At 42.2% G+C, this 16,742-nt stretch carries 12 protein-coding genes; 9 read left to right on the top strand and 3 right to left on the bottom strand.

Going from position 1 to position 16,742, the window contains the following annotated elements; genetic code table 11:
* The first annotated feature begins 115 nt into the window (after positions 1–115).
* The 3 genes from R9C00_12910 to R9C00_12900 all read left to right on the top strand — a co-directional run bounded on the left by R9C00_12910 (position 116) and on the right by R9C00_12900 (position 3,653).
* Positions 116–397 carry a hypothetical protein gene (locus R9C00_12910; protein ID WPO38355.1) on the top strand — a complete coding sequence of 94 codons (282 nt, stop codon included), beginning with the start codon at positions 116–118 and terminating at the stop codon, positions 395–397.
* Between the two features lie 71 nt (positions 398–468).
* The gene (locus R9C00_12905; protein ID WPO38354.1) at positions 469–2,367 is read left to right on the top strand and encodes a biotin/lipoyl-containing protein; all 1,899 of its coding nucleotides are present in this window, start codon (positions 469–471) and stop codon (positions 2,365–2,367) included.
* Between the two features lie 80 nt (positions 2,368–2,447).
* On the top strand, positions 2,448–3,653 hold the full coding sequence (locus R9C00_12900; GenBank protein WPO38353.1) for a sodium ion-translocating decarboxylase subunit beta: 1,206 nt from the start codon (positions 2,448–2,450) through the stop codon (positions 3,651–3,653).
* A 64-nt stretch (positions 3,654–3,717) separates the two neighbouring features.
* Here the strand turns inward: R9C00_12900 and R9C00_12895 are convergent, their stop codons facing one another.
* Entirely contained in the window at positions 3,718–5,271 is a 1,554-nt protein-coding gene (locus R9C00_12895; protein WPO38352.1) for a hypothetical protein, read from the bottom strand.
* Between the two features lie 631 nt (positions 5,272–5,902).
* Between R9C00_12895 and R9C00_12890 the strand changes: the two genes are divergently transcribed.
* From R9C00_12890 to R9C00_12875, 4 genes are read left to right on the top strand one after another with little or no spacing between them, the layout of a single operon-like run.
* Complete coding sequence (locus R9C00_12890) at positions 5,903–6,595, top strand: ABC transporter ATP-binding protein (GenBank protein ID WPO38351.1); 693 nt, start codon at positions 5,903–5,905, stop codon at positions 6,593–6,595.
* A gap of 3 nt (positions 6,596–6,598) precedes the next feature.
* Positions 6,599–9,094: a TonB-dependent receptor gene (locus tag R9C00_12885; protein WPO38350.1), complete on the top strand. Its 2,496-nt coding sequence runs from the start codon at positions 6,599–6,601 to the stop codon at positions 9,092–9,094.
* Positions 9,095–9,098: 4 nt separating this feature from the next.
* Positions 9,099–10,538, top strand: a complete 1,440-nt coding sequence (locus R9C00_12880; GenBank protein ID WPO38349.1) for a DUF3526 domain-containing protein — start codon at positions 9,099–9,101, stop codon at positions 10,536–10,538.
* Positions 10,539–10,541: 3 nt separating this feature from the next.
* Positions 10,542–11,885 (top strand): DUF3526 domain-containing protein, encoded by a 1,344-nt coding sequence (locus R9C00_12875; GenBank protein ID WPO38348.1) that lies wholly within the window; start codon positions 10,542–10,544, stop codon positions 11,883–11,885.
* Between the two features lie 135 nt (positions 11,886–12,020).
* Here the strand turns inward: R9C00_12875 and R9C00_12870 are convergent, their stop codons facing one another.
* Both R9C00_12870 and R9C00_12865 read right to left on the bottom strand, forming a co-directional pair.
* Positions 12,021–13,352, bottom strand: a complete 1,332-nt coding sequence (locus R9C00_12870; GenBank protein ID WPO38347.1) for an MFS transporter — start codon at positions 13,350–13,352, stop codon at positions 12,021–12,023.
* 103 nt (positions 13,353–13,455) lie between these two features.
* A complete protein-coding gene (locus tag R9C00_12865) occupies positions 13,456–13,950 on the bottom strand; it encodes a histidine phosphatase family protein (protein WPO38346.1) in 495 nt (164 codons plus the stop codon).
* A 293-nt stretch (positions 13,951–14,243) separates the two neighbouring features.
* On the opposite strand from R9C00_12865, the gene R9C00_12860 reads away from it, so the two are divergent.
* Positions 14,244–16,136, top strand: a complete 1,893-nt coding sequence (locus R9C00_12860; GenBank protein ID WPO38345.1) for a metallophosphoesterase — start codon at positions 14,244–14,246, stop codon at positions 16,134–16,136.
* A gap of 59 nt (positions 16,137–16,195) precedes the next feature.
* Positions 16,196–16,735: a pyridoxamine 5'-phosphate oxidase family protein gene (locus R9C00_12855; GenBank protein WPO38344.1), complete on the top strand. Its 540-nt coding sequence runs from the start codon at positions 16,196–16,198 to the stop codon at positions 16,733–16,735.
* The last annotated feature ends 7 nt before the right edge of the window (positions 16,736–16,742 follow it).

Here is a 16,742-nt window from a genome sequence, read left to right as displayed (position 1 = left end):
TTTATCATATAAATAAATTCTCTTAAGTGATAAATATCATTTTAAAGTTCCCTGCTTTTTTCCTAGTTTGCCCATGTAAATCATTTTTTTCAAACACCATCCTACCACCAAAAATATGCTAGAAGAAGGATTCAACTCCGCATTTATGTTGCTCGCCGTAGGGATGATTACTGTAGGTACTATTTTAGCTTTGGTAATAGTCTCGGGCAATATCCTAATAAGCCTTGTCAACCGATTCTTCCCAGAAGAGGCCAAGCCCTTAACTCCAGTCCGCCAAGTAGCTACCGTAAATCCTCAAAGAGAAATTGGAGCATCTAAGCTGGCTGCAATTGTCACCGCGGTTGATATAGCAACTCAAGGCAAGGGCAAGGTTTCGAGTATAGAAAAGAGGAAATAACAAGTGCCCCGCCTAAGGCACTATTTTTTTATATAATTATTCACAATCAGTAAGACAACAAATAAAAGAAAATGGGAAAGGATATCAGATTTTCACTCGTATATAGAGATATGTGGCAATCCTCTGGCAAGTATATGCCGAGAGTTGACCAATTGGTAAGAGTTGCCCCAGAAATAGTAAATATGGGCTGTTTCGCAAGGGTAGAAACCAACGGTGGGGGCTTCGAGCAAATCAATTTGCTTTTTGGAGAAAACCCCAACAAATCGGTAAGGGATTGGACGCAACCTTTTAACGATGCAGGCATTGAAACGCACATGCTCGAAAGAGGTCTGAACGGCATCCGAATGAGCCCTGTACCAGTGGACGTAAGAAAGCTTATGTTCAAAGTGAAGAAAAAGCAAGGCACGGATATAGCTCGTTCATTTGATGGGCTGAACGATACCCGAAACATTATAGATTCAATTAATTATGCCAAGGAAGGTGGAATGGTGGCCCAAGCGGCACTTTGCCTCACTCATTCTAAAATCCACACGGTTGACTACTACGTGGAAATGGCAGATACACTCATAAAAGCAGGCGCTGACGAAATTTGCTTGAAGGACATGGCGGGAATTGGACGTCCGGTTTCTTTGGGTAAAATAGTAGAAGGAATAAAAGCAGCTTATCCTGATACACTTATTCAATACCACGGGCAAACAGGCCCAGGCTTCACACCAGCTTCTATCTTGGAAGTTGCCCGCGCAGGAGCTGAAATCATAGATGTAGGAATGGAGCCTCTTTCTTGGGGAACAGGTCACGCCGATCTTATCACAACTTACGAGTTGCTGAAAGATGCTGGCTTCAGTGTTCCAGATTACGACATGGGCGCTTACATGAAAGTCCGCGCCCTCACCCAAGAGTTTATCGATGATTTCCTTGGCTTTTACATTAACCCAAGAAACCGTTTCTTGAACTCACTATTAATCGGACCAGGTTTGCCAGGTGGCATGATGGGCTCGCTAATGGCCGACCTTGAAAACAACTTAGCCAGCCTCAACAAATGGTTTGCTAAAAACAACAAGCCATCCATTACCCAAGACGAATTGCTGATCAAGCTCTTCAACGAAGTAGAATATATTTGGCCTAAAATGGGCTACCCACCTTTGGTCACTCCTTATAGCCAATATGTGAAAAACATCGCTTTGATGAACGTGATGCAGATGGAGAAAGGTAAAGAACGTTGGAGTATGATTCCTGACAATGTATGGGATATGATGGTTGGCAAATCAGGAAGCCTTCCAGGTAAACTTGCTCCCGAACTAGTAGAGCTAGCGAACAAACAAGGGAGAGAGTTTTACTCAGGAAAGCCTCAAGATCTTTACCCAGACGAGTTGGACAAGTACCGAAAGGAAATGGACGACAACGGATGGGACTATGGGCAAGACGACGAGGAATTGATGGAGTTGGCGATGCACCCTGAGCAATACAGAGCCTACAAATCTGGTGCAGCGAAGAAAGCTTTTGAAGAGGACTTGGCACAAAGAAGAGATGAGAAAGAAGCTAAAACTACTCCAGCAGCACCGGCGGCAAGCGCAGCTCCTGTTCCCAACTTTGAACCAAAAACTTTGAACATAGACGTAAACGGAGAGAAATTCTTGGTGAATGTTGCGTACGGCGATGCGGCTGCACCTGCTAGCGCACCTGTGCCCGCTGCACAAACTGCCAATGGGCAGAGCCAAGCCCCTATATCAGATGTGAATGTTTCTGAGGTGCTTGCCCCAATCGAGGGCAAATTCTTCTTGACCAAATCATCTGCTGAAACGGCGGTGAAAGTGGGCGATCAAGTGAAAAATGGCGATGTTGTTTGCTACATAGAATCCATGAAAGTGTATAACGCAATTGTGGCGGAGCAAGACGGCGTAGTTGCAGATATCTGCTTCGGAGATGGCGACGACGTTGAAGAAGATGACGTAATCATCAAGTTGAAATAATTTTCAGGGCTGCTTTGAAAAGAAAGCAGCCAACTTTTTCACTCAACTTGATTTATCCACATTACCGAGAACCAAAAGATATGGACATATTAGAGAACTTGTATAAAATGACCGCTTTTAGCGACATCGTAGCCAACCCAGGCTCTATTCTGATGTTGCTGATAGCCTTCGTTTTGCTTTATTTGGGCATAGGCAAAAAGTTTGAACCTTTGCTCCTGATCCCCATTGGGTTTGGGGTGTTGCTAGCCAACTTCCCAGGCGGGCAGATGGGTGTTATCCCTTCGGACGATGCCAACAATATTATGCACATGACCTTGATAGAAATAGCCAAGGACTATGGCATCATGAACTTTTTATACTACGCCCTCATCAAAACAGGCTTCCTCCCTCCCATCATTTTTATGGGCGTGGGTGCGCTTACTGATTTTGGTCCCATGCTCAGAAACTTGCGCTTGGCTATGTTTGGCGCAGCGGCCCAGATCGGGATTTTCTCCGTGTTGCTTGCAGCTATTGGCTTGGGCTTCACACTCAAAGAAGCGGCTTCGCTGGGAATTATTGGCGGTGCTGATGGACCAACGGCTATTTTTACCACCATCAAGCTTGCCCCGCATTTGCTAGGGCCTATTGCCATAGCAGCTTATTCGTACATGGCACTTGTGCCAGTGATCATCCCTTTGGTAGTGAAGTTTACCATGAGCAAGTCGGAGCTTACGATCAACATGCGTCAGCAAGATAAGCTGTACCCTTCTGCCAAACCGATCAAAAACTTGAGAATGGTGAAGATCATCTTCCCTATTTTGCTCACCACAGTAGTAGCGCTTTTAGTGCCTTCTTCTGTTCCTTTACTAGGAATGTTGCTTTTCGGAAACTTGGTGAAGGAAATTGGAACAGATACCGAGCGTTTGTTCGAAGCTGCATCAAAAACTATCATGAATGCAGCGACTATTTTCTTAGGATTGACCGTTGGCGCAACCATGACAGCGACCTCTTTCCTCAACCCTAAAACGCTCATGATCATTGTTGGAGGATTTTTGGCTTTCGCCATTTCTATAGCAGGCGGTATTTTCGCAGTCAAGATTTATAACCTTTTTGCCAAGAAAAAAATCAATCCATTGATTGGCGCAACTGGCTTGAGTGCCGTACCTATGGCATCACGAGTAGCTAATGAAATAGCCTTAAAGCACGACCCAAAAAACCACCTGTTGCAATACGCCATGGCCAGTAACATCTCCGGTGTAATTGGCTCGGCAGTAGCCGCTGGGGTATTGATTTCTTTTTTGGGATAAAAATAGTTTAAACTTTAAAAGTTAAAGCCCGCATCTAGGATGTGGGCTTTTTCATGGGTATTAATTAAAAATCAAAGCCATTACATTCTTTACAATAGATATGTTGTAAGTATTTTTCTCCAAGTAGCTGGAACGTATTCCCACCTTGCGGAACAGGAAGGAATAAACGGCAAAATCTTCCTTTATTTATCTCAATTACCTTTTTTAAAATTAATTGATAGTCAGCTTTTGAGTAATAATCCCTTTTATGGATAGTAAGGCTCAAATAATAAAATAGTAATTCTTCATCTGGGATTGGCGTTTGCAGTTTTTCTAACAGCAACTCTTCTGACCATTGCCTCATACGATAAGCAACTAGATATTTTGCTAAACTCAACACCTCTTGGTTACTGATATCCAGAGATTTATATGTATTATATACACTTCGTATAGTTCTATTTTTCTTGTCGTATTCTTGGGTGAGTTGGTAATGTTGCGTTAGAAGAATTAAGTAATTGATTTCAAGTCTTTTGATAAGTGAAGCCTCAAACTCAAGAGTTTTTAATCTGTCAATTAACTTTTTGATTTTATGATGCTCTCCAAAAGGTAACCCCAGTGCCCAAGCTTGTATATTTAGCGAAGTCAGGTTATAAATGATTTGAGGGCTATTAGGAGCAATTTTTAATAGGTTTTCAAAGGCTGAGATATTATCAAACAGAAAAACTCCGTCGTCAAAATTGAAAACCGCATAGTTGTTTAATAGAGGTGCAAAATCAGATTCCTGAGGCACATCTAGCTTTCCTATGAAATCGTTAGGAATCTCATCATGCCTTGCTTTCAGGAAAAGTATGTTTTGGATATGGATTGCTTGAGGCAAGTCTTTGCTTTTAATACTTTGATCAAAGTATTTTTTAATTTGTTGAGGACTTGCATGCTCTGATAAGAATCTTTTTTCTAACACAAGGCGAACAAGACCCTTTCTATGTTTTTCAAGAATTGGCTCAAGCTTAGCTAAAAGCTCATTATTATTGTTTAATTCAGTTCTTACTAATTCTTTTGATGGCTTCTCTAACAAAAATTTATACTCCGTCCCTTTTATATCTTTCGCAAACTCTCTCCAATTTTCTTTTGCAATCACTTTTGAACGTATAGAATCGGATTGGTAAGCCTGCAAAGCCTTTACTATACTGTTTGCCCTTTCTTTTTGAAGCTCCATATTTCGTTCGTATGAACCTTCCACCGAGGTGTAGGCAAGGATTCGAATCTCCTTGATTGTATAATTGGTTAGATTTAGGGAATCGTAAATAGGTTGGATATCCTCTTGGCTAAAGCTGGATTGATTTTTTTCAAAAGGAATTGAAAACTCCATTTTTTTCAAAGAAGCAACTTCTAACCTTTTTACCTCATCCGCAGAAAGTGTATCTCTGTACAAGCCCATTTCCAAAATATTCCAGTGGGCAGCAATTCCATTGGAGAAGACTTGATATTCGCACAGGTAGTTCTTTTGCAGTGTCAATAAATTACACTCTGTATTAAGTAAGTCAAATTCATTCGGCAATTGCCCATAATAAACAACAAACCTTCCATCTTCACTGGTATAGCTGTTTTCAAGCAACTCATCTTTGTACATAGGAGGCAATAGCCTCCCTTTGTTTGGCCATGACGTTTCCTTCAACGATATATCCTGACCACAACCATACTGCTCTTTCGTAACTACATCTATTGCTATCCCATCGTTCTTATTACTGAAGAGCAGCTCAAAAAAACGCTTATTAGAAAAGACTATGTAGATTTCGCTTCCTGCCAGGAACGTACTCTTATAATTGTCGGCAGTAGTTTTTCCTTTCAGCTTGTTGTATAAAGCATATTCTTTTTCCGAAGCTCTTTTTAAGCCGAATTCTTCAGATTTATTTTGAGAAAATGCTACAGTTGGAATAAATAAAAAAACAAGGAGGTATTTCATGTAAAAGTTATTCAAGGAAATAGACTTCATTTATTAACATAATGCTATTCTATTGAAAAGATACACGAAATACACAAAAAACTTAGATTAATTCAAAAACACTTGGCCGCACAAGGGAGAAACATCATCGGTAATAGAAGCGAAAAATATTCGTAACAAGTTATCAATTTAATGCAAAGGGCTAAGCTATTAGCGATGTATCCGCAACATTCCTACTAATTTAACTTTTCTGCAAACGCAACACCGTTGCATTTATGAGAAGCTAGACTATATTTGCAACATTGTTGCAATAAGTCTTATTAAAATTATGCTAGAAGCAATTAATCTATCTAAAAAGTACGAGGAGCAGTTTGCATTGGAAGATTTAAGTCTAACCATTGCCCCTGGCGAGGTCTATTGCCTGTTGGGGCAAAATGGAGCGGGCAAGACCACTACTATCAATTTGTTCCTTGGGCTCATCAAGCCATCGGGCGGCAAGGCCCTTATTAATGGAGTAGAGGTAAAACCTGCTGGAAAGACCCAGTCCATGATTGCTTACATCCCGGAAGTGGTGCAGCTCTATGGGAATATGAATGGAATTGAGAACCTAGAATTCTTCAGCAAGCTTGCCGGGTTTAGCCATACCAAAAATGAGCTTATTGGCCTCCTCCACAAGGTGGGGCTGAAAGAAGAGGCACACACCAAAAGGCTTTCGTCTTATTCAAAAGGAATGCGCCAAAAGGTAGGCATTGCCATTGCACTTTCTAAAAATGCGCAGGTCATTTTCATGGATGAACCTACCTCAGGCCTGGACCCAAAAGCTACAGATGAGTTTACCACTATCTGCAAAGAACTTGCGGCAGAGGGCAAATCTATTTTAATGGCCACACATGATATTTTCAATGCCGTGAATGTGGGTACACGGATAGGGATAATGAAAGAAGGAAAGCTGGTTTATTCTACCGAAACCTCCAACATCAATGCAAGCGAATTACAAGAATTATATCTAAAATCTATTTAATCTATGAAAATCAAACATTTACTCTCTATACTATTCCTACTTACTTTTATTCAATCAAATGCTCAGATCAGCGTAACTGGTAGCGTATCAAGCAAAAAAAATGAGGTATTGCCCGGTGTTTCTGTTTCACTTACAAAAAATGGCAAGGCAGAAGGAGGCATCACCAATGCGGATGGAAAGTTTAATATATCGTTCCAAAGTGCTGGAACGTACAATGTAGAATTAAGATATATAGGTTTCAAATCGCACTCGCTAGTGCTTGAAGTAGAAGAAAACAACTCTTATGATTTGGGCGAAATCAAATTAGTTGAAGAATTTAGGCAATTGCAGTCAGTGGAGATAATTGGACGTGAAAGAGAGGATTATAACAGTGATTACTCTTTTTCTGCTTCAAAAGTGGCCATCAAAAACAGAGAAATGCCACAAGCCATCTCAACAGTTACCAAAGAGTTTATCAGCGATAGGCAAGCCTTTCAATTGGCAGATGCCGTAACGGCAGTGAGTAGCGTAACTTCAACAGGAAACTACAATCACTTTAACATTCGCGGAATCACACAAGCAGAAGATGGGCAGGTTATCAACGGAATGCGCACGAGGCAGTATTACTTCCTTCAACCTATTACCTCGCACATAGAGCGGGTGGAAGTGATCAAAGGACCTTCTTCAGTTACATTTTCCAGTGTAGACCCGGGAGGTACGGTAAACATGGTCACCAAAAAGCCTTTGGCAGAAGCTAGGAACGAAGTATCTATCACCGGAGGAAGTTTTGGAACTATAAGAGGCGCTGCAGATTTTACAGGGCCACTAAATGAAGAAAAGACCTTACTCTATAGACTCAATGCAGCTTTTCAAGAAGCACGGTCTTTTCGAGACTTAGTTCAAAATAATGCGCTCTTAATTAGCCCTTCTATCAGTTATTTACCTAATAGCTCCACAGCATTGAATGCAGAACTTATATACAGCAGCGGTGTGGGCAATTTGGACAGGGGGCAGCCCATCTTTGGGAGGATCAACGGTGAGTTTGATTTGAACAGCACTCCTACTTCTATGAACGTGGGCGCTTCCAACGACTACTACAAGTCAAAGGAACTGACCATGATGGCTAATTTCTCAAAATCCTTTGGAGAGAAGATCGAGTTCAATGCGTCTTATATGAAACAGACTTGGACGGAAGACTTGGTAGAGCACAGAACGGAAAACAGGGCAGCGGTTGACATTGATGGAAATGCTATACCAACATTGGCAGCTATGCGGTACGTAGAGCGTGAACAATATTGGGATACAGATAATTTCAATGCCTTTTTCAATGTAGGCCTCGGTGGCGATCGTATAAAAAACACAGTGTTGGTTGGATACGATGGAAGTAGATGGGAACGCACGATTGGTGGTGGGCAAAACTCGGCTCGCAGGTATTTGAAGAATGATGGAACGGCTGCTTCATACAACCCTGAAAATGCCGCTGATTTCCAGATGATGGAAGTAGACGGCGTTACAATGCCCGTTCCTAATGTCCCCCACTTCGATTTGGTGAATCAATTCAATGGTATCCGGGAAACAAAAGATTACGTGATTGGTGAATTTGGAATACCAGCCAACTTGACCACTACACATGGCGTGTATATTCAAAACCAGTTTAAACTAGGGAAGTTTTCAGCTTTGCTAAACCTTAGGTATGAGTGGTTTTCAGATATCTTTGATTACAAAAACGATGAAGAAGAGTTTAAGAACGAGGCATTTATCCCCAGAATTGGCTTGACCTATGAGTTGTCAAAAAGCCTGAGCGCGTATGCTACCTATCTGGAAGGTTTTCAACCTCAGACAAATACCGTAAGCCTTTCACCTGCTACCGAAGGATTCTTCTGGTCTGCTTCCCCGGGCGATTTTGACCCATTGCTAAGCGACTTGAAAGAATTAGGGCTAAAAGGAGAGTTCTTTAATGGCAAAGTACAAGGAAACTTAGCCCTGTTCGAGATTACCCAAAAAAATGTATTGATTGGAGATACCTACGATTTGGAAAACCTAACTGCCAGAGGCGAGCAACGAAGCAGAGGCTTTGAGTGGGACGTGTCTGGATATATTTTACAAAACCTACAAGTAGTTGCTTCTTATGCCTACACCGATGCAGTGATAGTAGAAGATGAAGAAGTAGCGCTTATTGGCGAACGGATTGGCGGTGCGCCAAAGCATAGCGCCAACTTCTGGGGAAGGTACGATCTTTTAACCGGCACATTGAGAGGGTTAGGCATTGGATTGGGCATGCAATACAGAGGAGATAAATATTCTTGGTATTCGTATTCTTCTAATGACCGATTGCTTTTGCCAGCATACACCGTTTTTGATGGAGCCTTGTACTACAAACCTGTGAATTCCGATATCCAGCTCATCCTAAAAGTGAACAATATCACCGATAAGACTTATTGGTCTGGGGCATTGAACCAGTTTAGGTTAGCACCGGGAGCACCCAGAAACCTACTCATGACAATTACTTATAAGTTCTGATCACATGAGAAAAGAAATCCTTTTTTTGATCGCTAAGCAATTTTGGGCTAGCGCGTTTAAGTCCAAAGCAATCTATTTTTTGCTAGGGCTAATGGTATTGCTATTGCTGTATGCCGCCTATGGTGGCATACAGTACCATGACCAAAACCACTTTCGGGAAAACCACCAGCAAATGGCACGGGAAAGTTGGGAGGCAAACCCAGACAAGCACCCTCACAGGATGGCGCATTTTGGCACGTTTGCTTTCCGTATGAAGCACCCTCTCAGCACATTCGACTTCGGTATAGAAAGCTTTACAGGAAATGTGGTATTTCTGGAAGCCCACAAGCAAAACATGGTCAATTTTTCAGAAGCTAGCTTTTCCACAAGCCTCATTCGTTTTGGAGAGCTAAGCATGGCCATGGTTTTACAAACTATCTTGCCACTGATCATCTTTTTTATTGGCTACACAGCCGTCGTGGCAGACCGAGAAAATGGTACGTTAAAGATTTTACTCATCCAAGGAGCTACGTGGAAGGAAATACTTTATGGAAAAGCGATAGGATTGTTCAGTATTTCCTCCTTGTTCTACTTGCCTTTTGCCTTGATTATGGTGTTGATACTGATAACAGATGGGCATTCCACTAGCGATGATTGGATTCGACTATTCATTGTGCTACTTACGTATTTGCTCTACCTTGCAATACTCGCCATGCTCACGATGATTGTTTCTGTGAGCAGCCAATCATCTAAAAATGCGTTGGTAAAATTATTAGGTCTGTGGCTGTTGTTTGTGGTAGTGCTGCCTAGGGCGTCCCAAGCAGTCGGGTCTTATTTTCACCCCACACCCACTAAGTTGGAGTTCAAAGGGGCTATTGAAGAAGAAGTCATTCAGTTTGGCGATAGCCACGACCCCAACGATCCCTATTTCACAGCAATTCGCGACTCAGTCCTAAAAGTTCACAATGTCCAATCTATAGACTCATTGCCTTTCAACTATGGTGGATTTCAGATGTCTGTGGGAGAAAAAATCAGTGCCGAAATTTACAAAAGTCACCACGGTGAACTTCTGAACCAATACCGGAAGCAAAACCAATGGACGAAATTACTAGCATTGGTCAACCCCTACTTAGGGGTAAAAAACCTATCCATGACACTTTGCGGAACAGATTTAGAGTCTTATGTGGGCTTTCAGCACCAGGCAGAAGACTACCGATACAACCTAGCGCAAACTATGAATGAGCTTCAGGTAAAGTATATAAAGGCAAATGTATCTAGTTCTGAAGGTGCAGTCAATGTGGTGGACAGCAAAGAATGGGAGTCTTTTCCCAATTTTTCGTACGAATACCCAACAGTTGGCCCAGCACTTCAAAATGAGCTGATTGCTATCGTGTCCATCGCATGTTGGATGCTGTTCTCCGTAGGAATGATGAATTATTGGTCTAACAAAGCAAGCGCACTTTAAATTATGTATAGATTACTTTTTCGACAATTTGTAAGAACGAAAACCTGCCAAATAGGCTTGGCGCTTGTGCTGCTTTTGGGAGGCATTAGCATTATTACTGGAAAGCAATTTCTTATCAATCAGGCAAAGATTGCAGACCAAGTGGTTGAAAAGCAGTTGACACACATTGAGCGAAACATAGATTTGCACGGTGACGATCTGCCCCTATTGCTTTATTACCTAAAATTCACCTTGGTACATGCAACGCATCCATTATCTGGGTTTTCTATTGGGCAAAGAGACCTGAACCCAAGTGTGCAATCGGTCACTATCTTGACATTGGAAGGGCAGAAATACGATACCGATCTGGTAAACCCTACAAAACTGTTGTACGGCAACCTTGATCTTAGTTTTATCATCGTGTATGTGTTTCCCTTGCTGATCATTGCCTTTACCTATAACCTATTTTCGGAAGAAGAGGAATCGGGTACGTGGAAGTTGGTAAATGTCATGGCAAAATCAACACTGGCTTTTTTAGTAGCGAAACTTTCGGTTCGCTTTGTGTTATTGGCTTTAGTGATGATACTTTTGCTTGTTGTTGGCGCTCTTGTATTGGGGATTTCTTTTGACGGCGCATTGCTACTATTTGTAATGACCTCGTTGCTGTACCTCACTTTTTGGTTTGCCCTTTGCTTCTGGCTCATTTGCCTAAAGCGTAACTCGAACTTTAACGCACTTGCATTGCTTTCCATCTGGCTAGTTTTGGTGGTATTGCTTCCAGCATTTATCAATAGCTACATCACCACCAAGCATCCTGTCCCCGAAGCCTTGAGTACCATGATTAAGCAGCGAGATGGCACACATAAGAAGTGGGATTCGAACAAGAAAGAGACATTAGAAGCATTTTACAAGGATTACCCACAGTTTGCCAGCTTTGGCTTCCCTCCCGAAAAAGGGTTTGATTGGGGTTGGTACTATGCCATGCAGCACTTGGGCGATGTAGAATCGAGGGAAGATAGCCAAGCCATGCAGCAAAAGATACGATTGCGAGAAGAGATGAGTAAGCAATGGGCACAGGTAATCCCTTCAATGCATACCCAGTTGGCGCTGAACAATATTGCCGGAACGGGTCTGCTTGACCACATGGATTTCTTGTCTCATACCAATGAATTTCATGAACAAACCCGTTTGTATTTTTATCCAAAAATATTCTCTGACAAAGATCCAGAAAGTGTGGAGTGGGACCGTTTCAAACCAGAATATTTTCAGGTGAATGGAAAGATGGAATGGATAGCTACACTATTTCCTTTAGTGCTTTCAATAGTGTTTTTTATGGGTTTGTCATTTGTACAAATTAGGAAAAAATAGAAATGTCTGGATAAAAACAAGGCCGTTACTTTTACGTAACGGCCTTGTTTTTTACTACCTAAAAGCAGCCAAGGCGTGCCTTGGCTCTACAATCTATTTTCTAACCTCCAACCTCTAATTTCTAACTACCTAGATTTAATCCCCCACCCTGTCTTTCACAAACACCACGGAAACAGCTGCTACCAAGAAGGCCACGCCTGCAAATATGATAGCAAAAATAGCTTCCGAATCGAACAACCTTTTAACCATAGGGCCTCCGAATATCCCGTTCATTATTTGTGGGAAAGTGATAAAGAAGTTGAAGATACCCATGTAAATCCCCATTTTTTTGGCTGGTAATGAAGGAGCAAGAATGGCATAAGGCATAGCCAAAATACTTGCCCAAGCTATACCGATACAAATCATGGAGAAGATAAGCCAGTTAGGGTCTTGGATGAAGTACATGGAAATCATTCCAATTCCCCCAATACCCAAAGAGATGGCATGGGTCATTTTCCTACTTGTCAGTTTGGCAACTGTTGGGAGAAAAATCGCATAGATCATTGCTACAAAATTGTACACTCCAAAGAGAATTCCCACCCAGTTTCCAGCATCGTTGTAAGCTTCGGAGCTGGTGTCGGTCACAGGCAAGCCGAAGTGGTGTTGCGCCACGGCAGGCGTGGTAAATACCCACATGGAAAACAGGGCTATCCATGAGAAAAACTGTACCAAGCCAAGTTGCTTCATAGTTGTAGGCATCTTGGCAAAGTCTTTAAAGATTTGCATCAAGCCACCTGATTCTTCCTCTACTTCCTCACCTTCCTGAAATGTTGCCTGTACTTCTGGTGGGTATTCCTTGGTACTTATTACCGTCCAGAGGATTGCCCCCACCAAAACAATTGCACCTACATAAAAAGAGAAAATAACATTGTCGGGCACGCCGCCTGTTTCTGAAACCTTGGCAACACCTAGCCATTCGGCCATCACGTAGGGCAACCATGACCCGACCACAGCCCCTATCCCTATCAAAAAAGTTTGGATGGAAAAACCTAAGGTAGTTTGATCAGCCGGAAGCAGGTCGGCAACCAACGCTCGGAAAGGCTCCATGGCCACATTGAACGAAGCATCCATAATCATGAGCATGCCTGCTCCTATATACATGGGCGCCAGAAGATGGGACAACATGGCTGAATTGGGCATAAATGCCAAGGCGATGGAAGCTGCCAACGCTCCAAAAAGGAAATAAGGCCTTCTCCTTCCCAGTTTTGTCCAGGTACGATCAGAATAGTGACCGATAATAGGTTGGACAATCATCCCCGTGAGCGGGGCAGCGAGCCAGAACCATGAAAGGTGTTCTACATCTGCACCGAAAGTTTGTAAAATTCTGCTAGCATTCGCATTTTGAAGGGCAAAGCCGAACTGAACCCCGAGAAACCCGACGCTCATATTCCAAATTTGCCAAAAACTTAATCGTGGTTTTTGAGCCATTTTCACATGTTGTTTTATGATAAAAAATTGCTAGTAGAGTTGAACTTTCAAGCCCAAAATATAGTCAATTTTATTTCCATACAGCATATGGAAAAGCCCCTTTTTACAAATACTTTTTTGGGTAATCAAAAAACAAGCTTTTCCCCGTTTGGGGATCTATATCTTTCCAGGTTTCAGTCTCGAAAGAAATGCAAGAAATACCGCAAGTAGGAATGTTGTAAATATGAATATCGGATAGCAAATTGGAAAAGGCCGTGAACTCTGGATTATGTCCCACAACCATCACCGATTGGAGTTGATCGTCCAACCCTCTCACCAACCTAAGCAGATCTTTGGTGAACGCCTCGTAAATCTCTTCCTGAAATTCTATTTTATTTTTAGGATACCCGATCTCTGCCGCCACCTTTTTAGCTGTTTTACTAGCTCTCTTGGCAGATGAGGAAACAATCAAATCTGGCATTATACCCTTCTCTTTCAGTTTTTTGCCCATAAAAGGCGCATCTCTTTTCCCTCGCTCGTTCAGCGGTCGGTCAAAGTCGTTGAGCGTTGGATCATCCCAACTCGATTTGGCATGGCGCAAAAGGTAGATCGTTTTCATTTTATCAAAAAAATCTGTGGTTGTACTTGCTGTCATCCTTATCAGAATGACACATTAAGACTCTTTAAAAACCTACTTACTACCCCCATGGACTAAGTTTTCTGAGGTATAAAGAAATCAATAAAGACCCATCTTAATAATTAAAGAAGCAAAGTAATTCAATTATTCTTTCGGGGCAAAACAAGTCACATTTCTTTGAAAAAATCTGTGATATAATTCTCTATCTATTAGCTTTAAGCTTTGCTATAATCCAATACCACACTAATCATTATTAAACTAAGTCAATTACATACATGAAATCACTCGTTCTCTCGGGAATCATTGGTTTGCTTTCCCTTGATTTGGCGCTAGGCCAAGCTACCGAAAAAATAGAGATCCCCTCTATATATAGCAACATGATGCACGATAAAGATGGGAAATTATACATAGACGTAAATGGGGAAAAGGCTTACGAAAAAATTGAAAAACCATTTTTTACTTTGCAACAAGCGCAAGGCACAGTTACGGGTATTCCTTTGGGGCTATTCTTGGACTTCCAAAATCCAGACTTGAACGGCACGCTTTATTATGGATTTATCCCTTACGGAGATTCTAAACACCCACTTCCCGTTTATTTTCGGTCTTCCGAAAAAGTAGTCACTGGCAGAGCGACCATCAAAATAAAATTGATGGGAGGGAAATATGATATGATAGGTTGGGAAGAGAGAGGACAGGGAATCATTGGGTACAGGCTCATTAACGACGAAGGGAAAATGATCTACGACGGAAGGATTTGCTTTGAAGGAAAAGGTCCTTTTAAAGTAGATGAGACCATAGTGGAAGGACCTTTCGTGAACAAAGTAACACCCGAAGGTGCCACTATTTCTTTTACTACCAATAGGGAAACAAAAGGTATGGTAACGGTAGACGGCAAAACATTTGAAGGAGAAGATGGGCAAACCCAACATGAAATTGACATTACCGGCTTGAAGCCCGGTACTAAATATGGCTATAAAGTAGAGTATGGAGGCATTCCCTTAGAGTTTGAATTTAAAACTGCCCCCACCCCTGGCTCTCGCAAGCCTTTTACCTTTGCCTATGCCAGCGACTCTAGAAATGGAAACGGTGGCGGTGAGCGAAGTATCTACGGTGCAAATGCTTATATCATGAAAAAAATAATGGCATTGGGCACGCAAAACGATATGGCATTTTTGCAGTTTTCGGGCGATCTTATCAATGGATACCTTACCAACCCCAACGAAATGGATTTGCAATATGCTAACTGGAAAAGGTCGGTCGAGCCATTTTGGCATCACCTCCCAATATACGTGAGCATGGGAAACCACGAGGCTTTGATGCGCGTGTTTTCCAGACCAGATAACAAAGGCAACTTCCTAGTAGACAGGTTTCCTTTCGACACAGAATCGGGCGAAGCTGTTTTTAACAGAAATTTTGTAAACCCTGAAAATGGTCCAGAAAGTGAAGATGGGGCAGCTTACGATCCCAATAGCCGGAAAACAGATTTTCCTAGTTATAAGGAAAATGTATTCTACTACACCTATGACAATGTTGCAGTTATTGTCCTAAACTCCAACTACCTCTATTCGCCAAGCCATATGGCCATCCCCCATACAAGTGGTGGATTGCATGCTTATATCATGAGCATGCAGTTGAAATGGCTAGAAAATACCATTAAAGACTTGGAGAAGGACGAAAACATAGACCATATTTTTGTGACCCAACATACGCCAATGTTCCCCAACGGAGGCCATGTGAGTGACGATATGTGGTACAATGGCGACAACTCTTACAGGCCTTATATCAATGGAAAACCACTCGCTTACGGCATCATCCAAAGAAGGGACCAGCTGCTGAATACGCTGGTAAACAAAAGTACGAAGGTGATCGCCGTACTGACAGGGGATGAACATAACTATGCCCGAACGGAAATAAGCCCTGAAATGCAGAGGTACAATGAGGATTATGAGCCCAAAAGGATACGATTGAAAAGAACGATTTACCAAATAAACAATGGTGCGGCCGGTGCTCCTTATTATGCCCAAGAACAAACCCCTTGGACGCCGTTTGTTTCTGGTTTTACCACGCAAAACGCTCTGGTACTTTTCCACGTAGATGGCAAAAAAGTCACCATGGAAGTGGTAAACCCCGATACCTTAGAAAAATTTGATAGCCTTGAAATGAGGTAGGTTTTAGAACTCGAGACCTAGATGTAATTTTCTACCTTCGTAAAACAAAACATAAACCAATGGGAAAACAACTCGCAGAAATCACCCCTCAGCTCCAAGAATTCATAGAAAACCAACACATCTTTTTTGTAGGCACGGCCATGAAAGAAGGAAAAGTAAATATCTCCCCAAAAGGCATGGACAGCTTCAAGGTACTGGGGCCAAACAAGGCCATCTGGCTCAACGTAACGGGTAGCGGAAACGAGACTGCTACGCACGTACAAGAAAGCAACCGAATGACTATCATGTTCTGCGCTTTTGAAGGCAAGCCGATGATCTTGAGACTCTACGGTACAGCCAAGGTCTACCACCAGCGGGACAAAGAATGGGACGAGCACATCGGTAAGTTCACACCGCTGGCTGGGGCAAGACAGATCTTCGAGCTGGACATCGACCTTGTGCAAACCTCTTGCGGCATGGCAGTGCCTTTTATGGACTACAAAGAAGAACGGGAAGAGCTAAACACCTGGGCAACCAAACAAGGCGAAGACCGCATAAAAGAATACTGGCAAAAGAAAAACACCACCAGTATCGATGGGCATGATACGGGGATATTTTAAAAACCTT

The organism is Flammeovirgaceae bacterium SG7u.111, assembly GCA_034044135.1.
Taxonomy (GTDB): Bacteria; Bacteroidota; Bacteroidia; order Cytophagales; family Flammeovirgaceae.
Note: the sequence above shows the minus strand (reverse complement) of the source record. Positions and strands in the feature narration are given on the sequence as shown.

What these genes read in the sequence shown, in the direction of transcription:
- R9C00_12910 (WPO38355.1), top strand. Translation starts at nt 116, where the DNA reads ATGCTAGAAGAAGGATTCAACTCCGCATTTATGTTGCTCGCCGTAGGG.
- R9C00_12905 (WPO38354.1), top strand. Translation starts at nt 469, where the DNA reads ATGGGAAAGGATATCAGATTTTCACTCGTATATAGAGATATGTGGCAA.
- R9C00_12900 (WPO38353.1), top strand. Translation starts at nt 2,448, where the DNA reads ATGGACATATTAGAGAACTTGTATAAAATGACCGCTTTTAGCGACATC.
- R9C00_12890 (WPO38351.1), top strand. Translation starts at nt 5,903, where the DNA reads ATGCTAGAAGCAATTAATCTATCTAAAAAGTACGAGGAGCAGTTTGCA.
- R9C00_12885 (WPO38350.1), top strand. Translation starts at nt 6,599, where the DNA reads ATGAAAATCAAACATTTACTCTCTATACTATTCCTACTTACTTTTATT.
- R9C00_12880 (WPO38349.1), top strand. Translation starts at nt 9,099, where the DNA reads ATGAGAAAAGAAATCCTTTTTTTGATCGCTAAGCAATTTTGGGCTAGC.
- R9C00_12875 (WPO38348.1), top strand. Translation starts at nt 10,542, where the DNA reads ATGTATAGATTACTTTTTCGACAATTTGTAAGAACGAAAACCTGCCAA.
- R9C00_12870 (WPO38347.1), bottom strand. Translation starts at nt 13,352, where the DNA reads ATGGCTCAAAAACCACGATTAAGTTTTTGGCAAATTTGGAATATGAGC.
- R9C00_12865 (WPO38346.1), bottom strand. Translation starts at nt 13,950, where the DNA reads ATGAAAACGATCTACCTTTTGCGCCATGCCAAATCGAGTTGGGATGAT.
- R9C00_12860 (WPO38345.1), top strand. Translation starts at nt 14,244, where the DNA reads ATGAAATCACTCGTTCTCTCGGGAATCATTGGTTTGCTTTCCCTTGAT.
- R9C00_12855 (WPO38344.1), top strand. Translation starts at nt 16,196, where the DNA reads ATGGGAAAACAACTCGCAGAAATCACCCCTCAGCTCCAAGAATTCATA.